The organism is Rhizobium sp. YTU87027, from assembly GCF_050644135.1.
In the GTDB taxonomy this organism is placed as follows: Bacteria; Pseudomonadota; Alphaproteobacteria; order Rhizobiales; family Rhizobiaceae; genus Rhizobium.
The window spans coordinates 356,066-378,562 of the sequence record NZ_CP098440.1 but is presented as its reverse complement, the minus strand read 5'-3'; the positions used below and the strand labels follow the sequence as shown (position 1 = coordinate 378,562).

General features: G+C 59.1%; 21 protein-coding genes and 1 tRNA gene. 7 read left to right on the top strand and 15 right to left on the bottom strand.

Annotation, left to right across the window (positions count from 1 at the left end; genetic code table 11):
• Nucleotides 1-22: 22 nt before the first annotated feature.
• Nucleotides 23-595, bottom strand: coding sequence for a tetratricopeptide repeat protein (locus NBG89_RS01870; RefSeq protein ID WP_431321469.1), 573 nt, complete (start codon nt 593-595; stop codon nt 23-25).
• A gap of 165 nt (nt 596-760) precedes the next feature.
• On the opposite strand from NBG89_RS01870, the gene NBG89_RS01865 reads away from it, so the two are divergent.
• The 3 genes from NBG89_RS01865 to NBG89_RS01855 all read left to right on the top strand — a co-directional run bounded on the left by NBG89_RS01865 (nt 761) and on the right by NBG89_RS01855 (nt 3,632).
• Nucleotides 761-1,813: a type III polyketide synthase gene (locus NBG89_RS01865; protein ID WP_431321468.1), complete on the top strand. Its 1,053-nt coding sequence runs from the start codon at nt 761-763 to the stop codon at nt 1,811-1,813.
• Nucleotides 1,810-2,313, top strand: a complete 504-nt coding sequence (locus tag NBG89_RS01860; RefSeq protein ID WP_431321467.1) for an isoprenylcysteine carboxyl methyltransferase family protein — start codon at nt 1,810-1,812, stop codon at nt 2,311-2,313. The genes NBG89_RS01865 and NBG89_RS01860 overlap by 4 nt, the downstream gene beginning before the upstream one ends.
• A 74-nt stretch (nt 2,314-2,387) precedes the next feature.
• A complete protein-coding gene (locus NBG89_RS01855; RefSeq protein ID WP_431321466.1) occupies nt 2,388-3,632 on the top strand; it encodes an NAD(P)/FAD-dependent oxidoreductase in 1,245 nt (414 codons plus the stop codon).
• Nucleotide 3,633: 1 nt separating this feature from the next.
• Here the strand turns inward: NBG89_RS01855 and NBG89_RS01850 are convergent, their stop codons facing one another.
• The 8 genes from NBG89_RS01850 to NBG89_RS01815 all read right to left on the bottom strand — a co-directional run bounded on the left by NBG89_RS01850 (nt 3,634) and on the right by NBG89_RS01815 (nt 12,041).
• Entirely contained in the window at nt 3,634-4,167 is a 534-nt protein-coding gene (locus NBG89_RS01850; RefSeq protein ID WP_431321465.1) for a gluconokinase, read from the bottom strand.
• Nucleotides 4,168-4,219: 52 nt separating this feature from the next.
• Nucleotides 4,220-5,059, bottom strand: a complete 840-nt coding sequence (locus tag NBG89_RS01845; RefSeq protein ID WP_431321464.1) for a dipeptide ABC transporter ATP-binding protein — start codon at nt 5,057-5,059, stop codon at nt 4,220-4,222.
• Nucleotides 5,056-5,892 (bottom strand): ABC transporter ATP-binding protein, encoded by an 837-nt coding sequence (locus NBG89_RS01840; RefSeq protein ID WP_431321463.1) that lies wholly within the window; start codon nt 5,890-5,892, stop codon nt 5,056-5,058. Before NBG89_RS01840 ends, NBG89_RS01845 begins: the two co-directional genes overlap by 4 nt.
• A 1-nt stretch (nt 5,893) precedes the next feature.
• A complete protein-coding gene (locus NBG89_RS01835; protein ID WP_431321462.1) occupies nt 5,894-6,784 on the bottom strand; it encodes an ABC transporter permease subunit in 891 nt (296 codons plus the stop codon).
• 9 nt (nt 6,785-6,793) lie between these two features.
• Nucleotides 6,794-7,798 carry an ABC transporter permease subunit gene (locus NBG89_RS01830; RefSeq protein WP_088705024.1) on the bottom strand — a complete coding sequence of 335 codons (1,005 nt, stop codon included), beginning with the start codon at nt 7,796-7,798 and terminating at the stop codon, nt 6,794-6,796.
• Between the two features lie 90 nt (nt 7,799-7,888).
• A complete protein-coding gene (locus tag NBG89_RS01825) occupies nt 7,889-9,484 on the bottom strand; it encodes an ABC transporter substrate-binding protein (RefSeq protein ID WP_431321461.1) in 1,596 nt (531 codons plus the stop codon).
• A 335-nt stretch (nt 9,485-9,819) separates the two neighbouring features.
• Nucleotides 9,820-10,302 carry an iron-responsive transcriptional regulator RirA gene (gene rirA / locus NBG89_RS01820; RefSeq protein ID WP_431321460.1) on the bottom strand — a complete coding sequence of 161 codons (483 nt, stop codon included), beginning with the start codon at nt 10,300-10,302 and terminating at the stop codon, nt 9,820-9,822.
• Between the two features lie 242 nt (nt 10,303-10,544).
• Nucleotides 10,545-12,041 (bottom strand): CoA-acylating methylmalonate-semialdehyde dehydrogenase, encoded by a 1,497-nt coding sequence (locus NBG89_RS01815; RefSeq protein WP_431321459.1) that lies wholly within the window; start codon nt 12,039-12,041, stop codon nt 10,545-10,547.
• Nucleotides 12,042-12,229: 188 nt separating this feature from the next.
• Between NBG89_RS01815 and NBG89_RS01810 the strand changes: the two genes are divergently transcribed.
• Nucleotides 12,230-12,544 carry a putative quinol monooxygenase gene (locus NBG89_RS01810; RefSeq protein WP_431321458.1) on the top strand — a complete coding sequence of 105 codons (315 nt, stop codon included), beginning with the start codon at nt 12,230-12,232 and terminating at the stop codon, nt 12,542-12,544.
• On the top strand, nt 12,541-13,422 hold the full coding sequence (locus NBG89_RS01805) for a LysR family transcriptional regulator (RefSeq protein WP_431321457.1): 882 nt from the start codon (nt 12,541-12,543) through the stop codon (nt 13,420-13,422). Before NBG89_RS01810 ends, NBG89_RS01805 begins: the two co-directional genes overlap by 4 nt.
• 18 nt (nt 13,423-13,440) lie before the next feature.
• On the opposite strand, the gene NBG89_RS01800 is transcribed toward NBG89_RS01805, so the two are convergent.
• The 4 genes from NBG89_RS01800 to NBG89_RS01785 all read right to left on the bottom strand — a co-directional run bounded on the left by NBG89_RS01800 (nt 13,441) and on the right by NBG89_RS01785 (nt 15,910).
• Complete coding sequence (locus NBG89_RS01800; RefSeq protein WP_431321456.1) at nt 13,441-13,911, bottom strand: DUF4174 domain-containing protein; 471 nt, start codon at nt 13,909-13,911, stop codon at nt 13,441-13,443.
• A gap of 64 nt (nt 13,912-13,975) precedes the next feature.
• Nucleotides 13,976-14,440, bottom strand: coding sequence for a hypothetical protein (locus NBG89_RS01795; RefSeq protein WP_431321455.1), 465 nt, complete (start codon nt 14,438-14,440; stop codon nt 13,976-13,978).
• A gap of 240 nt (nt 14,441-14,680) precedes the next feature.
• A complete protein-coding gene (locus tag NBG89_RS01790) occupies nt 14,681-14,926 on the bottom strand; it encodes a helix-turn-helix domain-containing protein (RefSeq protein WP_431321454.1) in 246 nt (81 codons plus the stop codon).
• A gap of 498 nt (nt 14,927-15,424) precedes the next feature.
• Nucleotides 15,425-15,910, bottom strand: coding sequence for a hypothetical protein (locus NBG89_RS01785; protein ID WP_431321453.1), 486 nt, complete (start codon nt 15,908-15,910; stop codon nt 15,425-15,427).
• An 810-nt stretch (nt 15,911-16,720) separates the two neighbouring features.
• On the opposite strand from NBG89_RS01785, the gene ppk2 reads away from it, so the two are divergent.
• Nucleotides 16,721-17,638: a polyphosphate kinase 2 gene (gene ppk2, locus NBG89_RS01780; protein WP_431321452.1), complete on the top strand. Its 918-nt coding sequence runs from the start codon at nt 16,721-16,723 to the stop codon at nt 17,636-17,638.
• A 152-nt stretch (nt 17,639-17,790) separates the two neighbouring features.
• Here the strand turns inward: ppk2 and NBG89_RS01775 are convergent.
• Both NBG89_RS01775 and NBG89_RS01770 read right to left on the bottom strand, forming a co-directional pair.
• Nucleotides 17,791-17,867 (bottom strand) — tRNA-His (locus tag NBG89_RS01775).
• Nucleotides 17,868-17,993: 126 nt separating this feature from the next.
• Nucleotides 17,994-18,443 carry a phasin gene (locus NBG89_RS01770; protein WP_431321451.1) on the bottom strand — a complete coding sequence of 150 codons (450 nt, stop codon included), beginning with the start codon at nt 18,441-18,443 and terminating at the stop codon, nt 17,994-17,996.
• A 215-nt stretch (nt 18,444-18,658) separates the two neighbouring features.
• On the opposite strand from NBG89_RS01770, the gene NBG89_RS01765 reads away from it, so the two are divergent.
• A complete protein-coding gene (locus NBG89_RS01765) occupies nt 18,659-22,387 on the top strand; it encodes an ATP-binding protein (RefSeq protein ID WP_431321450.1) in 3,729 nt (1,242 codons plus the stop codon).
• Nucleotides 22,388-22,497 lie beyond the last annotated feature (110 nt).

Below are 22,497 nucleotides of genomic sequence, written 5' to 3'. Positions count from 1 at the left end.
CTTTTCGTCAGTGTCATAGTTCCTACGGCTTGAGGATCGCTTCGTTGAGATCGCGATACGCCTCGCATTCGGTGCCGCAGATCGTCTTGATCGTTTCGAGCTGCTCCTTGGCGAGATCGAGGCGCCCCTTGATGACGTAGGCTTCGCCGAGATATTCGCGAACCTGCGCATACTCGGGATCAAGCTCGACGGACTTCAGATAGTAAGAAATTCCTTCATCCGTACGCCCAAGTTTCCGGGTGGCGTAGCCCCGATAGTTCAGGGCTTCAGCGGTATTCGGGTTCTTCAGCGTGTCGAGCATGGCAAGCGCTTCGTCGTAACGGCCGGCCTTTGCCAGCGAATAGGCGTAGTCCGTGCGGTTTTCTTCCGTCACGTTGGCGCTACTCTGCTTGACGCACCGCTTCGTTTTCTTGTCATACATCTGGCCCTTCTTGCAGGTCGGCATGGTGCTTTCGCTGCTGCCTCCAGAGCCGCTGCTACCGCCACCGCTGCCGCTGCCACCGCCACCCATCGCGAAGGCAGGGGCGGAAAGCGCGAAAGCGGCAATGCAGCCGCCGATCAGGATGGAAGCAATACGAACAGTCGCGATCGTCATGGGATATCTCCTAGGGAAATGACGTTGGCGGCGAGTGAACACTGCTGGCTGGCACTTTATTCGATTGCGTGTTCTTCTTTTTTCAGGTGTCGCAATCCCGACGCCGCCGAATAAATGCAGGGCTGAGGTGTTAGCCGCTCACGCGCCGGCCACAAGGAGCATTCCGTGAGTGATACCGTAAAATTACTGAGCCTTGCCGTAGCAACGCCGGAACATGTCATCACACAGAAGGAGGCGGCGGCGACTTCCGCCCGTCTGTTTTCATCACGCTTCAAGGACTTCTCCCACCTCGCCGGCGTCTTTGACAATGCCGGCATCCGCAAGCGCTATGCCGCTCGTCCACTGGAATGGTTCATCGAGCCGCATGGCTGGCAGGACCGGATGGAAGCCTATGGCGAAGTGGCGCGCAGCCTGTTTTTCGAGACGGCCACCAATGCGCTGAAGAAGGCGGGCCTGCGAGGAAGCGACGTCGACTGCATCGTCACCATCTCGTCCACCGGCATTGCGACGCCGAGCCTTGATGCGCAGCTCGCACAGAAAATGGGTTTTCGCTCGGATATCGAACGCGTTCCGGTTTTCGGGCTCGGTTGCGCGGCCGGTGTCTCCGGCTTCGCCATCGCCTCGCGGTTTGCCAGGGATCGCCCAGGCGCAACGGTGCTTTTCGTCGCAATCGAACTTTGCACGCTGGCCTTCCGGCTGGATGAGCTGACGCGCGCGAACATCATCGCCACGGCGCTTTTCGGCGACGGTGCAGCGGCCTGCGTTCTCCGTGCAGGGTCGGAGGGAAAGGTGGAGGTCGAGTCGACCGGTGAGCATCTTTTCCCCGATACGCTCGGCATCATGGGGTGGAAGATTGACGACACCGGCTTCGGTGTGGTTCTCGCTCAATCGCTGCCGCCCTTTGCCGAGACCGAGCTCGGTCCGGCGGTTGACGGGATACTGAGCCGCAACGGTCTCTCCCGGGCCGACATCGATCGATTCATCTGCCATCCCGGCGGCACAAGGGTGCTGACTGCCTTGGAAAGTGCCTTGTCGCTTGAATCGGGAACGCTAGACCATGAGCGCGCGGTGCTTGCCGAATATGGCAATATGTCCTCGCCTACGATCCTTTTCGTGCTTGAGCGTGCCTTGCGGACGGGGCTACCGAAGCGCAGTGCCATGGTCGCCATGGGACCGGGCTTTACGGCAAGCTGCGTGACTTTAAAGAGGGTTGCATGATGTGGCCCTCGGTTGCACTCCTCGCCTTCGTGACGGCGCAGCGCCTCGCGGAACTTGCTCTTGCGCGCCACAATACGCAGGTACTTTTGAGCAGCGGTGCGAAGGAGGCCGCGCCGCAGCACTACCCTTACATGGTGGCCCTGCATAGCTGCTGGATCGCCGGATTGTGGCTGCTGGCGATCGGCCGTCCGATCGAACCGCTATGGTTTGCCGTTTTCATGGCTCTACAGGCGGGCCGGCTCTGGGTCATCGGCACGCTCAAGGGACGATGGACGACACGCATCATCGTGCTGCCAGGAGCTCCGCTCGTCAGCAGTGGACCCTACCGGTTCTTCGCGCATCCGAACTATGTCGTCGTGGTAGGCGAGATCGCCGTCCTTCCTCTGGCTTTCGGCATGCCCGTCTACGCAGCGGTATTCTCGGTGCTCAACGCCGCAGTGCTGTACGTCCGCATCAAAGCCGAAAACAAGGCATTGAAAACGACAATGTTTTTGAAATGAAACGAAATTTTTCGTTTGCCTGCCGCTTGGCGGAGCGGCATTTTCATTACTTGCAATAGGTGGAATGCATGGCAATGACAAAGAACGCAATCGTACTCGGCGCCGGTATCGTCGGCGTATCGACGGCCATTCACCTGCAGCGCCGAGGCCTGCAGGTGACGTTGATCGACCGCAAGCCGCCAGGCACTGAAACCTCGTTCGGCAACGCCGGTCTCATTCAGCGCGAAGGCGTCGTGCCATACGGCTTTCCGCAGCAGATCGGCGTTCTGATCCGCTACGCCTTCAACAACCGGATCGATGCCCACTATCACCTCCGGGCGCTGCCCGGACAGCTGGCGTTCCTTGGCCGCTACTGGTGGAATTCCAACGCCAAACGTCACGAGATGATTTCCCGCGCTTATGCACCGCTGATCGCGCACTCGATTTCGGAGCACAATGATCTGATCGAAGCGTCGAATGCGCAGCATCTGATCCGGAAGAATGGTTGGATGGAGATCTTTCGCACGGCCGCCCGGCGCAATGCCGAATTCGCCGAGGCCGAGCGGCTACGCGCCGAGTTCGGCGTCATGCACGAGCAGTTGGATGCCGCTGCCGTAGCGCGGCTCGAACCCCACATCAAGGGCGATTTCGTCGGCGGTCTGCGGTGGCGTGATCCGTGGTCAGTGCTCGACCCGCATGGCCTGACGATGGCCTATCGCACCTATTTCGAGAGCTTGGGTGGAAAGTACGTCGCCGGTGACGCCAACTCCCTCGGTCGTTCCGGCGCGAGTTGGAGGGTGGTGACCAGCGAAGGCTCATTGGATGCGGAGCACGCGGTCCTGGCGCTCGGCCCCTGGGCCGCAGTGGCGACACGTCGGCTCGGTTATGCTTTTCCGCTCGGCGTCAAGCGCGGCTATCACATGCACTATGCCGCGGCAAACAACGCTACCCTCCACAACTGGACGCTGGACGCTGAGCGCGGTTACTTGCTTGCACCGATGAGCCGCGGCATCCGGCTGACGACGGGTGCTGAATTCGCCGCGCTGGATGCGCCAAAGACACCCGTGCAGCTCGATCGAGCCGAGAAGGTGGCGCGCGCGGTCTTTCCGCTCGGCGAGAGGCTTGATCCGGAGCCATGGATGGGCGCCCGCCCGTGCACGCCTGATATGATGCCCATTATTGGAAAGGCGCCTCGACACGACGGGCTATGGTTCGCATTCGGCCACGCTCATCACGGATTGACGCTGGGACCGGTCACCGGCCGCGCTTTGGCGGAGGCAATCACCGGCGAGACGCCGTTCATCGATATTTCCGCCTATTCGCCGCAGCGTTTCATCTGAGCTAAGCGACGCCCAAGGACTTGAGATCACGGAGCGCCGTTGCCGCGATTCCTTCGACCGTATCGTCGATATCGACCGTCACGACGCCCGGCTCATCGGTCGGCACTTCGAGTGTCGCGAGTTGGCTTTCCAGCAATGATGGGGGCATGAAATGACCCTTGCGCTCACCCATGCGCTTCGTCAGCAGCTCCTTCGAGCCTGACAGGTAGACGAAGAACAGATTACCATTTACGGCGTTGCGTAACCGCTCGCGATAGGTGCGCTTCAGCGCCGAGCAGGAAACGGTGACACCCTGCCCGCGATCAAGCGATGCTTTCATCGTTTGACCGATGAGATCGAGCCAAGGCATACGGTCGTCGTCCGTCAGCGGGATGCCCTTCGACATCTTCTCGACATTCGATGCCGGATGCAGCTGGTCGCCCTCGACGAATTTTATGCCGAGGGTGTCCGAAATCTTCAGGCCGATCGAGGATTTACCGCAGCCACTGACCCCCATGACGATGATGGCGTAAGGGGTTTCGTTGGTCTCTGGCATTGCTTATCACTCCCATCGTTCCGGGACTCCCGGAGACAGGAGAACCTCGACCCTAAGACGCAGCGAGCGCCGTGCTCTTGCGCGCAAGGCGAGCCTTGATGGTGTCGACATCGGCGCGCGGCGTGGCAGCGAACAAGGTCTTCGTATAGCTGTGCTGCGGATCATTGAAAACCTGATCCCGCGTGCCGTACTCAACAGCCTCTCCGAAATACATCACCATGACATCGTCGGCCATGTAGCGGACGACCGACAGGTCGTGGCTGATGAAGACATAGGTGAGATTCAGTTCGTCCTGCAGATCGGCGAGCAGATTCAGCACCTGGGCCTGGACCGAAAGATCGAGCGCCGACACCGGCTCGTCGAGAACCAGGAGCCTCGGCTTCAACATCAGAGCACGAGCAATCGCGATGCGCTGACGCTGGCCACCAGAGAACATATGCGGATAGCGGTTGAAATGGATCTCCTGCAGGCCGACCTTCTTCAACATCGCCATCGCCAATTCGCGTCGCTCGGCGGCGGGCGTATCGGTGTTGATGATCAGAGGCTCCATCAGGATGTCGCCGATCTTCTTGCGCGGGTTCAGCGAACCGTAGGGGTTCTGGAAGACGATCTGTACCTTGCGGCGAATTTCCGGTGTCAAATCGCCTGCAGCGATATCGACCTTCTTGCCATCGATAAACAGGTCGCCGCCGCTTGCCGGATCGATCATCGTGACGATGCGGGCGAGAGTCGACTTGCCACAACCGCTTTCGCCAACGATGGCCAGCGTCTTACCCTGCTCCACCTTGAAGCTCACACCCTTGACGGCATGTACGGTCCTCTCCTTCTTGAAGAGGCCGCCCGGCAGATAATAGTTGCGTACAATGTTCTTTGCTTCGAGGACTGGCGTCATTGGGCCGCTCCCTTGAAAATCTCGCCGATGGTCGGCAGTCGGTCGCCCGTGGCATTCTCCGGCAAGGCGGCAAGCAGCGCGCGGGTGTAATCGCTCTTCGGGGACTCGAAGAGCGACAGGACGTCGGCCTCTTCCATCTTGCGTCCCTTGTACTGCACGATCACGCGATCGGCCGTCTCGGCGACAACGCCCATGTTATGCGTAATCATGATGAGACCCATGCGATGCTCTGTCTGCAGCCGCATCAGGAGGTCGAGGATCTGCTTCTGAATGGTGACGTCGAGTGCAGTCGTCGGTTCATCGGCGATCAGCAGCTTCGGATTGCAGGCAATTGCCATGGCGATCATGACGCGCTGGCACTGGCCACCCGACATCTGGTGTGGGAAATGGCCAAGGCGCTCGGCAGGGTTGGGAATGCCAACGGCCTCGAACAGCTCGATAGCGCGCTTGCGCCGCGCAGCCTTGTCCAGCCCGAAATGGATCCGCAGAACCTCTTCGATCTGAAAGCCGACCGTGAAGCACGGATTGAGGCTGGCGATCGGCTCCTGGAAGATCATCGACATATCCTTGCCGATGATCTTGCGTCGTTCGCTTGCCGACATGCCGAGCAGATTGCGGCCGTCAAAGACCATCTTGTCGGCCGTCACCTTTGCCGTCCACGGCAGAAGCCCCATCGCCGCGAGCATGGACACCGACTTGCCGGACCCCGACTCTCCGACGATTGCCAGAACTTCACCCGCATCTACCTTGAGCGACACGCCATCGACGGCACGAAACGGACCCGTCGACGTCTGGAATTCGACGGCGAGATTTTCAATTTCAAGAAGTGCCATCTCAGGACCTCTTCAGTTTGGGATCGAGAGCATCACGCAGACCGTCGCCCATCAGGTTGATGGCGAGAACGGTGATCAGGATGCAAAGACCCGGGAAAGTGACGAGCCACGGGGAGCTCTGGAAGAATTCGCGTGCATCAGCGAGCATCGTGCCCCACTCGGATGTCGGAGGCTGGGCGCCCATGCCAAGGAAGCCGAGAGCCGCGGCATCGAGGATCGCGGCGGAGAATGCGAGCGTCGCCTGGACGATCAGCGGCGCCAGGCAATTCGGAAGAATCGTCTTGAACATGAGACGGAACGTACCGGCACCCGCCACGCGGGAGGCGACAACATATTCCTTTTCGCGCTCACTGATCACGGCGGCGCGTGTCAGGCGGACGAAGTGCGGCTGGTTCACGATCGAAATGGCGATCATGGCGTTTAGCAGGCCCGGACCGAGAACAGCAACCAGCACCAGAGCGAGCAGCAGCGACGGGAAAGCCAGGATGATATCCATGACGCGCATGATGAAGGTGTCCACGCGACCGCGGAAATAGCCTGCCACCAGGCCGAGCAAGACGCCGGCGATAGCAGAGAGCGACGCGACGACGAGACCGATGAACAGTGAAAAGCGCGTGCCATAGATCAGACGCGAGAGCATATCGCGACCAACGGCATCCGTTCCAAGCAGGAACATTGGATTGCCCTTTTCCGCCCAGACCGGGGGCACGCGTTGCATACCGTCGAAAGGAACGTTTGGATCATGCGGCGCAATCAACGGCGCAAAGATCGCCATCAAAAGGACCAGCAGGAAGATGCCGAAGCCGATGACCGCGCCCTTGTTGCGTGAGAAGTAGTACCAGAACTCAGAGAGCCCTGACGGCTGGGTCGACTTGGTGGTTATCACACTCATAAGCCGCTCCTAGTGACGAATACGTGGATTGATGAGACCGTACATGAGGTCGACGATCAGATTGACGATCATGATGATACCGGCGATCATCAGCAGGCCGCCCTGAACGACGGTGTAGTCGCGCTTGAAGACGGCATCGACCATCCATTTGCCGATACCCGGCCAGGAGAAGATCGTTTCCGTCAGAATTGCGCCGCCGAGCAGCACGCCTACCTGCAGACCGATTGAGGTCACGACCGGGATCATCGCGTTGCGCAGCGCGTGCAGGCCAACGACGCGGATGGGGGCAAGGCCCTTCGAGCGCGCGGTCCGAACATAGTCTTCGCCCAGCACTTCAAGCATTGCCGAGCGCGTCTGACGCGCGATGACCGCAAGCGGAATCGTACCAAGAACGATGGTCGGCAGGATCAACGAGACGAACGCCGACTTGAACGCACCGGCCTGACCGGACAGCAGACTGTCGATCAGCATGAAGCCGGTGACCGGCTTGAAGAAATACATCAGCGAAATGCGGCCGGACACAGGTGTCCAATGCAGCGTATTCGAGAAGAGAACGATGAGCAGCAGGCCCCACCAGAAGATCGGCATCGAATAGCCGACGAGGGCAACGCCCATCACACTCTGGTCGAACCAGGTTCCTCGCTTGACCGCGGCAAAGACGCCGGCGGGAATGCCAAGCACAATGGCAAAAATGATCGCACAAAGCGAAAGCTCAAGCGTCGCCGGAAAGAGCGAGCCGAACTCCTGCAGAACCGGGCGCTTGGTAACGATCGACGAACCCAGGTCGCCCTGCACCACGTTGCCGAGGTAATCCAGGTACTGAACGTAGACCGGTCTGTCGAGGCCAAGATCATGCATGACCTGGGCATGGCGTTCCGGCGCCATTACACGCTCGCCCGACATCAGCATGACCGGGTCACCGGGCAGCAGGCGGATGAACGAGAAGGCGATGAGTGAAACGCCGATGAAGGTTGGGATCAGGATCGCGAGGCGTCCGATGAGAAATCGCAACATTGGCAAGTGTCCATAGTGTTCCGGCGGTCAGGTATCAAACCTGACCGCCGGCCAAGCCCGGGGTTGCCGGGCATCTTTGCATAATTTTGATTACTCGGCGATATCAACGCCGTCGAAACGGTGAACGCCGACCGGGTCCTGCACGAAGCCGGAAACCTTGGCGCTCATCGGCACGAATTCCGTGGAGTGATCGATCGTCGCCCACGGAGCTTCCTTCTTGAAGACGACCTGCGCCTGTTCGTAGAGCTTGGTGCGCTCTGCGACGTCAGCGGTCTTCTTGGCCTTCTTCACGAGATCGTCGAATTCCTTGTTGCACCACTGCGCGCGATTGTTGCCGCCGACGGCTTCGCAGCCGAGCAGAGTGTCAAGGAAGTTGTCCGGGTCGCCGTTGTCGCCGGTCCAGCCGAGGATCGCAGCACCGTCGCGGGCCTTGTCCTTGGAGAGCTTCAGGTATTCAGCCCATTCGTGGGTGACGATGTCGACCTTGACGCCGACCTTGGCAAGGTCAGCCTGCATCAGTTCAGCGGCGCGACGTGCGTTCAGCATGTACGGACGCGAAACCGGCATTGCCCAGATCTTCATGCTGAGATCCTTGACGCCAGCCTTTTCGAGCATTTTCTTGGCTTCGTCCGGGTTGTATGCGTCGTCCTGGATGGAGTCATTATACGACCACATTGTCGGCGGGATCGGGTTCTTGGCAACCTGGCCAGCACCCTGGAAGACGGCCTGCACGATCGCCTGCTTGTTGATCGCCATGTTCAGCGCCTTACGCACTTCGGCCTTGTCGAACGGAGCCTGGAGCGTGTTGTAGGCGAGATAGGAAACGTTCAGGCCCGGCTGTTCCAGAACCTTCAGGTTCGAGTCCGTCTGCAGGTCCTTGATGTCAGCCGCGTTCGGATACGGCATGATGTGGCACTCGCCGGCCTTCAGCTTCTGAGCGCGGACGGAAGCGTCCGGGGTGATCGCGAACACGAGATCGTCGATCTTTTCCTTGCCCTTGAAGTAGGTTTCGTTGGCCTTGTAGCGGATGACGGCATCCGGCTGGTAGGCAACGAAGGTGTACGGACCGGTGCCGAGCGGCATCTGGTTCATCTGTTCCATCTTGCCGTCAGCCTGCAGCTTGTCGGCATATTCCTTCGACAGCACGGACGCGAAGTCCATTGCCAGGTCGGCAACGAAGGGGGCTTCCGGATGGTTGAGCGTGAACTTGACGGTCAGGTCGTCGACCTTCTCGACGGACTTGATCAGTTCAGGGAAACCCATACCGGCAGCGTATTCGTAGGAAACGCCGGCAACATACTTGGCCCACGGGCTGTCAGCCTTCAGCTGGCGCTCGAACGAGAAGACGACGTCGTCAGCGTTCAGATCGCGGCTCGGCGTGAAAAACTCGGTGGTCTGGAACTTGACGCCCGGACGCAGCTTGAAGGTGTAGACCATGCCGTCGTCGGAGACCGTCCAGCTTTCAGCCAGGCCGGGCTCGACTTCGGTCTTGCCATGCTTGAACTCGACAAGGCGGCTGTAGACCGTACGAGAGGAAGCGTCGAAGGTGGTGCCTGCAGTGTAAATGCCGGGATCGAAGCCTTCCGGCGAGCCCTCGGAGCAGTAAACGAGAGTTTTGGACCAGGCTGCGGATGCCATGGCCGAAGCCAGGACCGTCGCGGCCAACAAGACAGACATCTTTTTCATGATATCGTTTCCCAGGTTTGTTCTTTTCTTTGAGATCCCGGAAACCCTCCGGAATGACGGCAGATGGAACGACATTTATTTGCTGAAATCAACGACCGAAGTGGAAAATTTTTCCAGATGGACAACTTTAGTAATTTTCCGCCAAAAATGAGCCGCATTTAGAAATAAACGGATTGGATAAACACGATTCCTGTCGCATTTGGTATAATTTCGCGTCGGGGACAGCATTATTGCGCACGTCGCGCGCGAATTTTTCGCTTCAAACTCGCCTAAAGCAGAGCGGCCGCGGCACACAAAACGTTGCCACGGCCGTATCAAAATCTTGTCATCGCAGTTCAGGCTGCCGGAGCGGCAACCGTCGGCTTGCGGTGCGGCTGTTCGCCCGTCAGGCCCAGCAGGAAGTTGATCTGCGGCCGCGCCTTGACGAGATCATCGATCGAATACTGCGCCAGCACGTCGAAGAAGGCGTTGAGCGCCTTGCGCAAGGCGGAGTTCAAGCCGCAGCTGTCGACCAGCGGGCATTCGACCATACCGTCATCCTCGAAGCACTCTGCCATCGCAAAGCTGTCTTCCGTCACGCGAACCACGTCGAAGAGGCTGATGTCCTTCGCCGGCTTGCCAAGCCGCACGCCGCCGTTGCGACCGCGAACCGTCTCTACAAGGCCGGCCTTGTTGAGCGGCTGCAGGATCTTGAACAGAAAGAGTTCAGAAACGCCGTATGCCTTGGCAATCTCCGGAATCCGGCTCAACTGCCCATCATTGGCGGCACAATACATCAACATGCGAACCGCATAGTTGGTCTGCTTGGTCAAACGCATGCCGATCTCCAGAATCGTCGTCTACAAGCAGTCTATATAGTGGCTTTGGTAGTTTTGAACAATTCCAAAATATGAAATTCATATTCAGCTTATGTGAGACGGATTGCCGCGACAATTTTTCAAGCGGTCGTCCGTTCGGAGTCGGCAATTACCGAGAAAGCACCCGAAGCATGCCCTTCGACCTCCTCAACGCAAATTGGGGGCCGCGGCCCCCAATTCGATAACCTCATCGTTCCTTCGCCTTACTTCATCGTCGGCATGACGAATTCGGCGCCGTCCTTGATGCCCGAAGGCCAGCGAGCGGTGATCGTCTTGGTCTTGGTCCAGAACTTGATCGAGTCCGAACCGTGCTGGTTGAGGTCACCGAAGCTCGATGCCTTCCAGCCGCCAAAGGAATGGTAGGCGAGAGGAACCGGGATCGGGACATTGATGCCGATCATGCCGATGTTGATGCGCGAGGCAAAGTCACGGGCGGCATCGCCGTCGCGGGTATAGATCGCGACGCCATTGCCGTATTCGTGCTTCATCGGCAGGTCGAGGGCTTCCTCGTAGTTCTTGGCGCGAACTACGGAAAGAACCGGCCCGAAGATCTCGGTCTTGTAGATGTCCATGTCGGGCGTGACATGGTCGAAGAGCGTGCCGCCGACGAAGTAGCCGTTTTCATAACCCTGCAGCTTGAAGCCGCGGCCGTCGACGACGAGCTTGGCACCTTCCTCGACGCCGCGATCGATCAGGCCGCTGACGCGGGTATAGGCTTCCTTGGTAACCAGCGGGCCCATATCAGCCTTCTCGTCCGTGTATGGACCGATACGGAGCGACTCGATCTTCGGGGTGAGCTTCTCGACGAGGCGATTGGCGGTTTCCTCACCGACCGGGACGGCCACGGAGATCGCCATGCAGCGCTCGCCGGCGGAGCCGTAACCAGCGCCCATAAGGGCGTTGACGGCCTGGTCCATGTCGGCGTCAGGCATGATGATCATATGGTTCTTCGCACCGCCGAAGCACTGTGCACGCTTGCCGTTCATGGCAGCCGTTCCATAGACGTAGCGGGCAATTGGCGTGGAACCGACAAAGGACACCGCGCCGATATCAGGATCGGTCAGGATGGCGTCGACCGCAGCCTTGTCGCCGTTGACGACATTGAGGATGCCTGCCGGGAGGCCGGCTTCAATCATGAGCTCTGCCAGACGGATCGGAACGGATGGATCGCGCTCGGACGGCTTCAGGATGAAAGCGTTGCCGCAGGCAATTGCCGGAGCAAACATCCACATCGGGATCATGGCGGGGAAGTTGAATGGGGTGATGCCCGCACCGATGCCGACCGCCTGGCGCATCGAGTACATGTCGATTGCCGGGCCGGCGCCTTCCGTAAACTCGCCCTTCTGCAGATGCGGAATACCGCAGACGAATTCGCAGACTTCCAGACCACGAACGATGTCGCCCTTGGAATCTTCGACTGTCTTGCCGTGCTCGCTCGACAGCAGGGTGGCGAGTTCATCCATGTGCTTGTTCAGCAGTTCGACGAACTTGAAGAAGACGCGGGCGCGGCGCTGCGGGTTCGTTGCTGCCCACCTCGGCTGAGCGGCCTTGGCGTTCTCGACAGCGGCGCGCATGTCCTCGACGCTTGCGAGCGCTACCGTTGCCTGAACTTCACCGGTTGCCGGATTATAGACGTTGCTGGTGCGGCCGCTGGTGCCGGCGACGTGCTTACCGCCGATGAAATGACCAATCTCACGCATGAGTGCTCCTCCTGTTTTTTGGATGGCGAACAATCGCACTACAATTTGCACAAATCAATGATCTGATATAAGCAACCGTTGTGCATAAATTGAAGCTAGCTAGGTCAGGCTGACGCTTCCTGATCGTCTACGCAGGACTTGGTTAGACTACCACGGTCGACCCAAACTGAAGAGGAGATAGTGCTTCAATGGGCGGGAAACTGATTGTCAGAATTGCGGAGCTCGAGATCGAGCCCGACCAGCTTGAAACCTATCGCCTCCTATTGACTGAGGCGATCGAGGCCGCCGTCGCACTCGAGCCCGGCGTTCTGTCGCTAAGCGCGGTCTCCATCGAGGGCAGTCCCCATAAGATCCGTATCCTGGAGGTGTACGCAAACCAGACGGCCTACGAAGCGCATCTGCAGACACCGCATTTCCTCAAATACAAGAACGCAACCGCCGGGATGGTGACGTCCCTGACGCTTATCGACGTCGACCCCATCACAATGCGTGGCAAATTATGAACTGGGACGACGTCCGCATCTTTCTGGCTGTCGCCCGTACCGGTCAAATCCTTGCCGCGTCTAAGCGACTGGGTCTCAACCACGCCACGCTCTCGCGGCGGCTTACCTCGCTGGAAGAGGCGCTGCAGAGCCGCCTTTTCGTTCGCCGCACAAACGGCTGCGAACTGACGGCAGAAGGCGAAGTTTTCCTTGCCTCGGCGGAGCGGATGGAAACCGAGATGCTCTCCGTGCAGGCCAATCTCGGTCGCACCGATACGGCGATCGCGGGGACTGTGCGTGTAGGGGCACCTGACGGTTTCGGCGTTTCCTTTCTCGCGCCAAGGATGGGGCGCCTTATCGAGCGCCATCCAGAACTGAAGATCCAGCTTGTACCCGTACCACGCTCGTTCTCGCTCTCGCAGCGTGAGGCTGATATTGCGATCACTCTGGAACGGCCTGAACAGGGTCGCCTCGTCTCAGCCAAGCTCACCGACTACACGCTCGGTCTCTACGCCTCTCGAAGCTATGCCGACCTCAACGGCCTGCCTTCCGATGCAGAGGGCCTGAAGCAGCACCGACGGATAGGCTATGTCGAGGATCTGATCTTCTCCCAGTCGCTGAACTTCACCGGCGAGGTGATGCGCAACTGGAACGCCGCCTTCGAGATTTCTTCGGCGACTGGCCAAACAGAAGCCGTACTTTCGGGTGCAGGGATCGGCATCCTGCATGACTATATTGCCCGGCAGCATCCCGAATTGGTGCGCATTCTGCCGGATATTTCGATCCGGCGAGCCTATTGGACGACGTTTCACGAGAGCGCGCGCGAACTCGTGCGGGTACGCACGGTTTCCGATTTCCTTCAGGAACTCGTCGGCGCCGAGCGCCACATATTTCTATGACAGCGGTTCAACATCAGGTCAGTCGTCGCGCTTCTCGGACTCGTCGCTTGTCTGCTGCTTGTCCGAGGCAATCTCGGCCGCGCGCACAGGCATGCTGTCGACAATGGCAAGCAGTTCACCCCTCGAGATCGGCTCGCTGACTTTCAGCTTAACCGTCCCGTCCTTGCCGACGAGAAAGGCCGCAAACTCTCCGGCCGCTGGATCCCCCAACTCGCTCGCGATCGCTGTAGCATCCAGACTTTCACCAGCCCCAAACAGCACCCTGACACTGCCGCCGGCAATCTTGAGAATGACCATATCGCGGTTCTGCAAGGCATCGCGGTCGGCAAGCAATTGGTTTTCCTGGCGAGCAGCCCGCGCGTTTGTCCAGTCGCCAAAGATGACTAGGACGCGGTTGCGCCACTGGAACTGCTCAAGGCTCGCAAGCGCGGAATAAGCCTCGTTGCCTTCGTCCACTTTGGTTGCACCGTAAAGAAGCGTTTTCGACATGCACATTTCTCCTGTAGACCGAACGTCCAAGGAGACATGACGGTTCCATGCGCCAACGCATCGCTCAGCTGCGCCATGATTTCCGCAACTGCCACAAGGCACCAAAGAGGACGAGCAACAGCGGGATGCTGCCGTAGGACAAGGAAACCTGTGCCAATTGATCCAGGCTCTGTGCAGGTGCATCAACCGCCGCAGCGTCCTGTCTAAGGCTTGAGCCGAGACTATAAGCGGCACGCGAGACCGCCGCGAAAACGATGATCAATCCGGCGATGTCGACGAAGCGGGCGTGGACGCGCATGCCATCGAAGACGACGGTCGCAAGACCGCATAGGAATGCAGCAGGCAGAAGATAGGCGGCCCCACCCAGCAGCTGGAAATCCCCCAGAACGACGTCGTCTGTCTCGCTCGTGAAGCTGATCTTCAGGATCGGCAGCAGGACTGCGAGAACGGAAAGGACTGCAAGGCCGCCGCGCTTCATAATTTCGTTCAAATCAAGTCGCGTGGCGCCAATGCGACGAACCCTGCTCATTCCCCTCTCCCCGATACAGCAAGCCGCCGCAGCGCGCAGGCGCTCGGCTCATTCGAGGACATTTGCTATGAAGTTGCTAACGCACCGCACAACCAGCGACGGTAAAACTACCCTTTGCGGGTAAAAGCGTTCAGCCGGGTCGGAGAGGAAAGTTAAAAAGAAATGAAGGAAGGTCGTTTCAGGCGGTTTGACGGGGGCAAGGCCAGGCGGGCAGTTGCCTGCCCGGCCCTGAGATTATCTTCACATCGGAACAAATAATGAGACCGGCACCTGCAATGCAGAGGCGATCCGCTTAAGCTTGGCGGGATCCGCATCCTCACCGCTCTCGATTTCCTCAATCTCATTGACAACCAGACCGCAGGTTACTGCGAGGTCATCGACGCTATAGCCGACGGCCTCTCGAGCGGCACGTACAGCAGCGGCTACATTCATGGCCGAAACGGCGGTAGCCTTGGATGCATCCAGATTGCTGAGCGAAATGGACATTTACGTCTCCTTCTGAAATCACTCTGAATTAGCCCCCGGCGAGAAAATGGCACTCTCGATCACGATTTGCAATGCAGTATGGTTAATCCGTGATCGACGAGAGCCCAACGACGGGAGTTCGAACAAGTTGGCAAAATCTGATTGCCCTTTGTAAGCAAAGCAGTTTTGCCGGCCCACCCGATGGCGCCGATAGAGGCGTCCACACACCAAAAAAACGTCTCGCACGCTGCGATTTGTCACCTATTTTCCGGCATTCGCACCGGTTTCGAGACGAATCATCGTGACCTAAATCGGGCGAATGAAACCGCCATGCGAACAACGCAGGCCTTGGGTAAGACCACGTTTCAGCGGGGCTGAAGAGTTTGGTCGGACTTGCTTCGAAAGGGGCGCGCATTCCGAAGCAAGTCCAGTCTGTAGCGGATGTAGGCAGGATCCAACGACACCGCTAGGTCAGAGGATCGTTCGACAGGCCCGACGGGCGCAGATCGAAAGTCGGTATCATGCAAACTCGGCGGACAGAGCGACGTCCTCTTCGGACGCTTCCCCTATGTGCTCGGTCGGCATGACGAACAGCAACGCGTGGGCAGCCAGGATCGCTAAGCTCAGCAGGGTGGCATAGGCGAGCAGGATGGTACCCATCGGTACTGCGAAGTTCAGCTGCGGCAGGGCGCCGAGCATCATAGGCACGTACCAGGAGACGGCCGAAATCGCACCAGAAACGATGAACACACTGCGATGCGACGAAGGCAAGCCTTCCATGATCGAGCGACCGATCTGCTTCTTCACCCGCGGAAGGATGATGGAGTGGATGAAGCCGCCGTTGACGGTCAAGATGAGCACGATGATCATCTTGGCCCAGATCTTCTCATTGCCGAGCTTCGCCGGATCGAAGACGCCGTAATAGGTGAGAAAACCAAGCCCTGTGCCCAGAGCAGGATCAGGCCCCAGTTGACGACTTTCGTGCCGAACTTGAAGATCTTCCAATGATCTTGCGTAATCTTACCTCTGATCAAAAACCGCAACACAAGAAGATCAAGCGCGGTTGCGGCACCTAGGCCAAGTGCCAAATCAATGAAATGCACTATTCTCAAGGCCGACTTGATTGACACTGCCGGATCCTGGCTGAGAGTCTGAATAAGGAATAAGGAATAAGGAGAGTAAATCCCATACTTATGCACCTTTCATTTCATTGGATCACAGCGTTGGAACGCATGTAGGTCTGAGTGTCAGGATACGGGAAATCGCACCAAGCGCCGAACTCAATTGGCCTCGACAAGTGAGCGAATTCAACGTTCCGACAGTCTGTGATCCCTTTTTGGTGCCCCGTTCCCCGCGGATCGATTTATTAGTAAAGAATGAACAAAGGGCGGCAAGAACGTCGCCAAACCGCGTCTATATCTACATATTGTATTTTATCTATGTCTTATTCTTTGATGGCGCACGTATAAAGGGAGCAATTCTTCAAACCTCAATGCACAAGCCGCGCGTCCAATGTCACAGGAGGTTCATTCTAAGGGAATAGACCCGACCAAGGATTCGCCCCAAGAGGAGCCCGAGATGACAATATGTCATCTTAAAGAACATCATCATGATTGCCCCGGCTCTCCACTTGAGGGAACAAGATCAGGACAGTGGTTCCTGCCTGTATTCTTGATCCACTGCTCGCCTCTGCTGCAGCGTCCTTGCGCTCAGGCGGGACTTGAAGAGTGCAGTCGCTGTTTTGCATCTACGGCTTGAGGCCGACCGAGACCCGCATTTCCAACCGTGCCACGAACATATCGAGGGTGAACGTCCATGAATAATGCATCCGACAACAACTATTCCGACTGGCTCGAAGCCGAACTGGCCGACACCATTGACGAGGACTACGAGCTGGAGCTTTCCGAGCCGGCCCTTTCCGACGCGATCCGCAATATCTACCGCAACGCCCATCCGGCGTCGGTTCCCCGGCTCGACTATTTTCGCGCGCTACTTTCGCTGCAGGCGGAGCTGATCAAGCTGCAGGATTGGGTGGTTTACAACAAAGAGAAGGTTGTCGTGATCTTCGAGGGCCGCGATTCCGCTGGAAAGGGCGGCGTGATCAAACGCATCACGCAGCGCCTCAATCCGCGCGTTGTCCGCACCGTCGCCTTGCCCGCACCATCAGACCGCGAGAAGTCGCAATGGTACTTCCAGCGCTACGTGCCGCACCTGCCTGCCGGCGGCGAAATCGTGCTTTTCGACCGCTCCTGGTATAATCGCTCGGGTGTTGAGCGGGTCATGGGATTTGCGACTGAGGACCAGGTCGAGCAGTTCTTCAACGACGTGCCGGAATTTGAGCGCATGCTCGTTCGCTCGGGCATCCGGCTCGTCAAATACTGGTTCTCGATCACGGACGAAGAGCAGCAGATGCGCTTCCTCGTGCGCATCCACGATCCCTTGAAGCAGTGGAAGCTCTCACCGATGGACCTGCAATCGCGCGTCCGCTGGGAAGGCTACACAAAGGCGAAGGAAGAGACCTTCGCGCGCACCAACATTCCGGAAGCTCCATGGCATATCGTCGAAGGCAACGACAAGAAGCGGGCACGGCTGAACTGCATCGATCACCTGCTGCATCAAATTCCTTACACGGACGTCCCGCACGAGGAGATCACGCTGCCGAACCGTGTCTTCAATCCGGATTATGAGCGCAAGGTGCTGCCGCCGGAGCTTTACGTGCCGTCGAAGTATTGATTGGGAAACCGGTCCGCGGGCATGGTGCAGGCCGCCGTGCTCGCTTCATCGACCCGCATTGTTCCGAAGGAGCATTGCTTGGGTAAGGTGAGAGCACGACCGTTTTCGCGCGATCTGGCCACCACGGTGAAACGACATCTGCTGAAGGAAAATGGTACGGTTGGGTGGAGTTGAACCACCGACCTCAGGTGCCACAAACCTGCGCTCTAACCAACTGAGCTACAACCGCACAAATCGCGTCTGACGCGACGGGGGTCACATACGAGGACTTGAAAATTAATTCAAGCCCTATCTCTCCCCAATATACAAAAAGGCCGGACAAATGGTCCAGCCTCTTCGTGTGTCCTGTCGAAAATCAGGCCGCCTTGAAGGAGGCCATGACCTTTTCGGCTGCTTCCTTGGAAGGCTTGGCAAGCTTTTCGGCAACCTGCTTGGAGGTTTCCTGCATGGTCTTGGCCTGCTCGATCGTCAACTCGACCTGCTTGCGCAGGAAGGTCGTCTGGAGCTCGACGAGTTCGGCGACCGACTTGACTGCAAGCAGCGCTTCCATGTGGGTCAGCGAGTTTTCAGCGTTCGTGCGCAGAGCGTCGATCGCCTTATGGCCGATTTCGACAGCGCCGGCCTGGGCGGTCTGAACCGTTGCCTCGAGCGTCTTGCTTGCTTCTTCGCCGGCGGTCTTCATCTTCGCGTAGGCTTCACGCGACTGCTGTGCGCCCTTTTCCGCGAAGTCGCGGAAGGATTCGGTGAACTTGGAAGGATCAAATGACGACATTGAAAAAACGTCGTCCATCTTTATGTTAGCCATTGGTTTGCGCTCCTTTTGCCTCGGCATGCGTGATGGCCTCGTAGGTTAGATGTCCATCATATAGCGCAGATTTTTGTGCATTGCAATATGTTTGTGCGACGCACAACGCGTTAACCTTTCCAGCCGAAAGCCGGGCTCTGTTCTGGACCCCGTTCCGGGCTATCGTTATTAATAGACTATTAATTTTCACGATGACCGAAGCCGAAGGTTCGATCATGCCCGCAGTGCAGTATCCGTTCATCGACATCGCCGTGCATCCCCGGGTGCGGGAACGCTTTTCGCGTGGTGAAGCGATGGTTCTGTTGTCGGCGGATCTCGGCCGCGCGCTCTGGGCAAACGGTGCCGGCGCCGAACTCTTCGGGCAATCGGCCGTCTACGACCTGCTGGACCAGGGGATAGACCGAGCCGACATCACCTTCCGCCAGTTGGAGGTAACAGCGCGGCAGCTCGTGAATGTCGGCGACAGCCGCAACTTCATGATCCGCATTGCTCGAGGCTTCCAGCGCGTTCCGGTTCAGGCAACGGTGGAACTGATCCGCCTCGCATCCGGGGAGCGCGCCGTTCTTCTGTCGCTGCCAGTTGCGACCAACGCTCTGTCGATAAAGGCATCCGCCGAACAGATGCTCCGGGGCCTCGACGATCCCGATACGCATATGGCAGTTATCGGCGCCGATGGGGAAATCATCGCCGCCTCGCCCGGCTTTGCCTCGCTGGGTGTCACGCAGCAAACCGCCAAGACAATGACCGCGCTTGCAGGCAATCATGCCGACCGCTTGGCGAAGCGCCCCGTTGCGACCGGCAAAGGCTACCTTCCGGCAGCCGTCGGGCGACTCAGCGACGAGCCGGCGCTCCATCTCCTTTTCGCCGTCGAGACCGTCATCGGTCACCTCGATCCGATCGACCCGCCGGCGCCCGAAGAAGACTTATCCACAGCCGCCGTTAACCATATTGCGCCTCCGCAGGCCGCGAACTTCGTCGATGCGATCGATGCCATTGCCGGCATTGAAGACATGGAAGAGCCTCCTGAAGAGGAAACGCTTGAGCGCGATACGGCAGAAGCGGTGACCGCCGAAGCCGCAGCAGTCGCCGAAGAGACGTTGGACGCCGAGCCAACCCCTGAAGAGATCAACCGCGAAGACCAACCGCTACTCGCCGCAGCGGAAGAGGCCGGACAGCCCTCGCTCGTCGAAGCGCCAACCGCGATGGAGACAGCGTCGGAAAGCCTGGCGGACGAACCGGCTGTGGCTGCTCCGGACGAGGAAGCAGCATCCGCCGCGGTCGAAGATGGCCTTGCGAAAGCGCCAGCGCCCGAAACCGTCGATGCCGACGATCATGATGCCGACGTCGTCAACGAAACGGAGCAGTCGGAGCCAGAGCCGGAGATGGCCCCCAGGAAAGGCGCCTTCGTTTTCAATCCGAACAGTCGTGCCACGCGTTTTGTCTGGAAGATCGACGCAGCGGGACGGTTCAGCGAAGTGTCGAACGAATTTGCCGAAGCCGTCGGGCCGCATGCCGCTGATATCATCGGCACGCCGTTCAGCGATATTTCCGCGCTGTTCAACCTCGATCCGGACGGCAAGATCAGCGAAGCCCTGGCGCGGCGTGACACCTGGTCCGGCAAGACGATCAACTGGCCGATCGAGGGAACAAGCCTGGCTGTGCCGGTCGATCTCGCGGCCCTGCCCACTTATACCCGAAGCCGGGAATTCGACGGTTTTCGCGGCTTCGGGGTCGTGCGCCTGTCCGATGCCGCCGAAGATCCTTTAGCGCTCGGCCTTACGCTTGGCCCGAACGGCATCATCAATGACGTGGCCGCACTCGATCAGCCGGCCGAAGCCTTCGAAGACACGGTGTTGTCGGCGCTCGCCGATGACGTGGCGACCGGCGAACCGACGGTGGCAGAAACGGTCGCCCCGGCTTCCGAGCCGACTGCTGACGAGGCTGCGCCCACACAAGCAGACATTCAGACGACGTCCGAACCGACAGAGCCGCGGCCAGCTACCGAGCCGCCGGCCTTGCGGATCGTCGAAAATCCGAGCCGCCGGCTAACTGATAAGATCGTGCAATTGCATGGCGTCGGCCCGCAGCTGACCTCCGCCGAACAGGCAAATTTCCGCGAGATCGCCAAGCGTCTCGAAGCCTTCGGCGTCCGCGAGCCGGAGCCGCGCGACGATGAGCCTGCGGCGAACGAAACCGAGGAACGCGACATCGTGACGGCGGAAGCTCCGACGCTCGGCACGCACGCCGATGAGACAGTCGCTTTCGGGGCTGATGCGGTCGGTGTGCCGCTGGAAAGTGAAGACGCTGAGGGGGCACGGGCTGCAGCCGACGGAACCGAGACGGCAGACGCGACCGACGACGTGACCGAAGGGCTGGAGGAAACCGTCAGCCAAATGGACATGCTGGCGAGCTTCATTCCGCCGCGCGCAAAAATGGGCGCGGGGCTATCCGCCACCACCATCGACCAGTTGCCTGTCGCCGTCCTCGTGCATGCGGGCGACCAGTTGATCCACGCTAATCCGGAATTCATGCGACTAACCGGCTACCAGACACTGGAAGCGCTGAGCGAGGTCGGCGGCATTGATGCGCTGCTGCAGCGTTCCGAGCTGGAAGGGAGCAACGGCCGCTCCGGCACGATGATGCTGGTAACGGTCGATGATAGTCTTGTTCCGGTCACGGCGCGGCTGCAATCCATTCGCTGGGAAGAAAGCAGCGCGTTGATGCTCGCACTGATGCCCGCAGCGAGTGACGCCGCAGTTCCTGCGCGCCCCGTTGCTCCGGCGGAACCTCGTTCATTCGAAAGGATGCTGGAGAAGGTCGCCAAGCTGCAGGTGGAAGTCGAGGAACTGCGTTCGATCCTGGAGACAGCAACGGACGGTGTCGTAGTGATCGGCGCCGAGGGCGACATCCGCTCGATGAACCGTTCGGCAAGCGCACTGTTCAACTACGACGAAGACGAGACCCGCGGAAAGCCCTTCGTCATGCTCTTTGCGCATGAGAGCCAAAAGGCCGTGCTCGATTACCTCGGCGGTCTGTCGGGTCATGGGGTCGCAAGCGTGCTCAACGATGGGCGGGAGGTCATTGGCCGTGAAGCCGCCGGCGGTTTCGTGCCGCTCTTCATGACAATGGGACGGCTCACCTCCTCCAGCGGCTATTGCGCGGTGATCCGTGACATCACCCAGTGGAAGCGCACTGAGGACGAGCTGCGTAGCGCCAAGAGCGCAGCGGAGACCGCCAGCGACCATAAGACAGACTTCCTGGCACGTGTCAGCCACGAGATCCGCACGCCGCTCAACGCGATCATCGGCTTCTCCGATATGATGGCGACCGAGCGCTTCGGGCCGATCGGACACCCCCGCTATGTCGAGTATGCCAACGACATCGGCCGGTCCGGACGCCATGTCCTCGATATCGTCAACGATCTGCTGGATATCTCGAAGATCGAGGCCGGCGAAATGGACCTGGATTTCGGCGCGATCGATTTGAACGAGGCGGTTTCTGAGGCAGTTGCACTCCTCCAGCCCCAGGCCAACAGCCAGCGCGTGATCATTCGCACCGCTCTCTCTCAAGCCGTGCCTGACGTTGTCGCCGACCTTCGTTCGATAAAGCAGATTGCGCTCAACATCCTCTCCAACTCGATACGGTTTACGCCGGCAGGCGGACAAATTGTCGTTTCCACCTCCTACGAGGCAAACGGCAGCGTCGTCTTGCGGGTGCGCGACACCGGCGTCGGCATGACCCGGAGCGAGCTGGATCAGGCCATGAAACCGTTCCGGCAGGTGTCCGCACAGTCGCGCCATCGGGGCGACGGCACGGGGCTCGGCCTGCCGCTGACGAAGGCTATGGTCGATGCGAACCGGGCAATTTTCGCGATCAGCTCCGCGCCCAATGAAGGCACGCTGGTCGAGATCGCCTTCCCGTCGCAGCGCGTCCTGGCAGGCTGAACGAAAAAAGGCAGCCGAGAGGCTGCCTGAGAGTTCGGGTGCTGTTCAAAAAGGGCTTAGTCAAGCTAACATCATGTTTTGGGAGCCGAGGGCTCCGGCTGCCTCGTTCA

Bases quoted from the DNA above. Each gene is read 5' to 3' on its own strand.
- NBG89_RS01870 (WP_431321469.1), bottom strand. From the start codon at position 595: ATGACGATCGCGACTGTTCGTATTGCTTCCATCCTGATCGGCGGCTGC.
- NBG89_RS01860 (WP_431321467.1), top strand. From the start codon at position 1,810: ATGATGTGGCCCTCGGTTGCACTCCTCGCCTTCGTGACGGCGCAGCGC.
- NBG89_RS01855 (WP_431321466.1), top strand. From the start codon at position 2,388: ATGACAAAGAACGCAATCGTACTCGGCGCCGGTATCGTCGGCGTATCG.
- NBG89_RS01850 (WP_431321465.1), bottom strand. From the start codon at position 4,167: ATGCCAGAGACCAACGAAACCCCTTACGCCATCATCGTCATGGGGGTC.
- NBG89_RS01845 (WP_431321464.1), bottom strand. From the start codon at position 5,059: ATGACGCCAGTCCTCGAAGCAAAGAACATTGTACGCAACTATTATCTG.
- NBG89_RS01840 (WP_431321463.1), bottom strand. From the start codon at position 5,892: ATGGCACTTCTTGAAATTGAAAATCTCGCCGTCGAATTCCAGACGTCG.
- NBG89_RS01835 (WP_431321462.1), bottom strand. From the start codon at position 6,784: ATGAGTGTGATAACCACCAAGTCGACCCAGCCGTCAGGGCTCTCTGAG.
- NBG89_RS01830 (WP_088705024.1), bottom strand. From the start codon at position 7,798: ATGTTGCGATTTCTCATCGGACGCCTCGCGATCCTGATCCCAACCTTC.
- NBG89_RS01825 (WP_431321461.1), bottom strand. From the start codon at position 9,484: ATGAAAAAGATGTCTGTCTTGTTGGCCGCGACGGTCCTGGCTTCGGCC.
- rirA (WP_431321460.1), bottom strand. From the start codon at position 10,302: ATGCGTTTGACCAAGCAGACCAACTATGCGGTTCGCATGTTGATGTAT.
- NBG89_RS01815 (WP_431321459.1), bottom strand. From the start codon at position 12,041: ATGCGTGAGATTGGTCATTTCATCGGCGGTAAGCACGTCGCCGGCACC.
- NBG89_RS01810 (WP_431321458.1), top strand. From the start codon at position 12,230: ATGGGCGGGAAACTGATTGTCAGAATTGCGGAGCTCGAGATCGAGCCC.
- NBG89_RS01805 (WP_431321457.1), top strand. From the start codon at position 12,541: ATGAACTGGGACGACGTCCGCATCTTTCTGGCTGTCGCCCGTACCGGT.
- NBG89_RS01800 (WP_431321456.1), bottom strand. From the start codon at position 13,911: ATGTCGAAAACGCTTCTTTACGGTGCAACCAAAGTGGACGAAGGCAAC.
- NBG89_RS01795 (WP_431321455.1), bottom strand. From the start codon at position 14,440: ATGAGCAGGGTTCGTCGCATTGGCGCCACGCGACTTGATTTGAACGAA.
- NBG89_RS01790 (WP_431321454.1), bottom strand. From the start codon at position 14,926: ATGTCCATTTCGCTCAGCAATCTGGATGCATCCAAGGCTACCGCCGTT.
- ppk2 (WP_431321452.1), top strand. From the start codon at position 16,721: ATGAATAATGCATCCGACAACAACTATTCCGACTGGCTCGAAGCCGAA.
- NBG89_RS01770 (WP_431321451.1), bottom strand. From the start codon at position 18,443: ATGGCTAACATAAAGATGGACGACGTTTTTTCAATGTCGTCATTTGAT.
- NBG89_RS01765 (WP_431321450.1), top strand. From the start codon at position 18,659: ATGCCCGCAGTGCAGTATCCGTTCATCGACATCGCCGTGCATCCCCGG.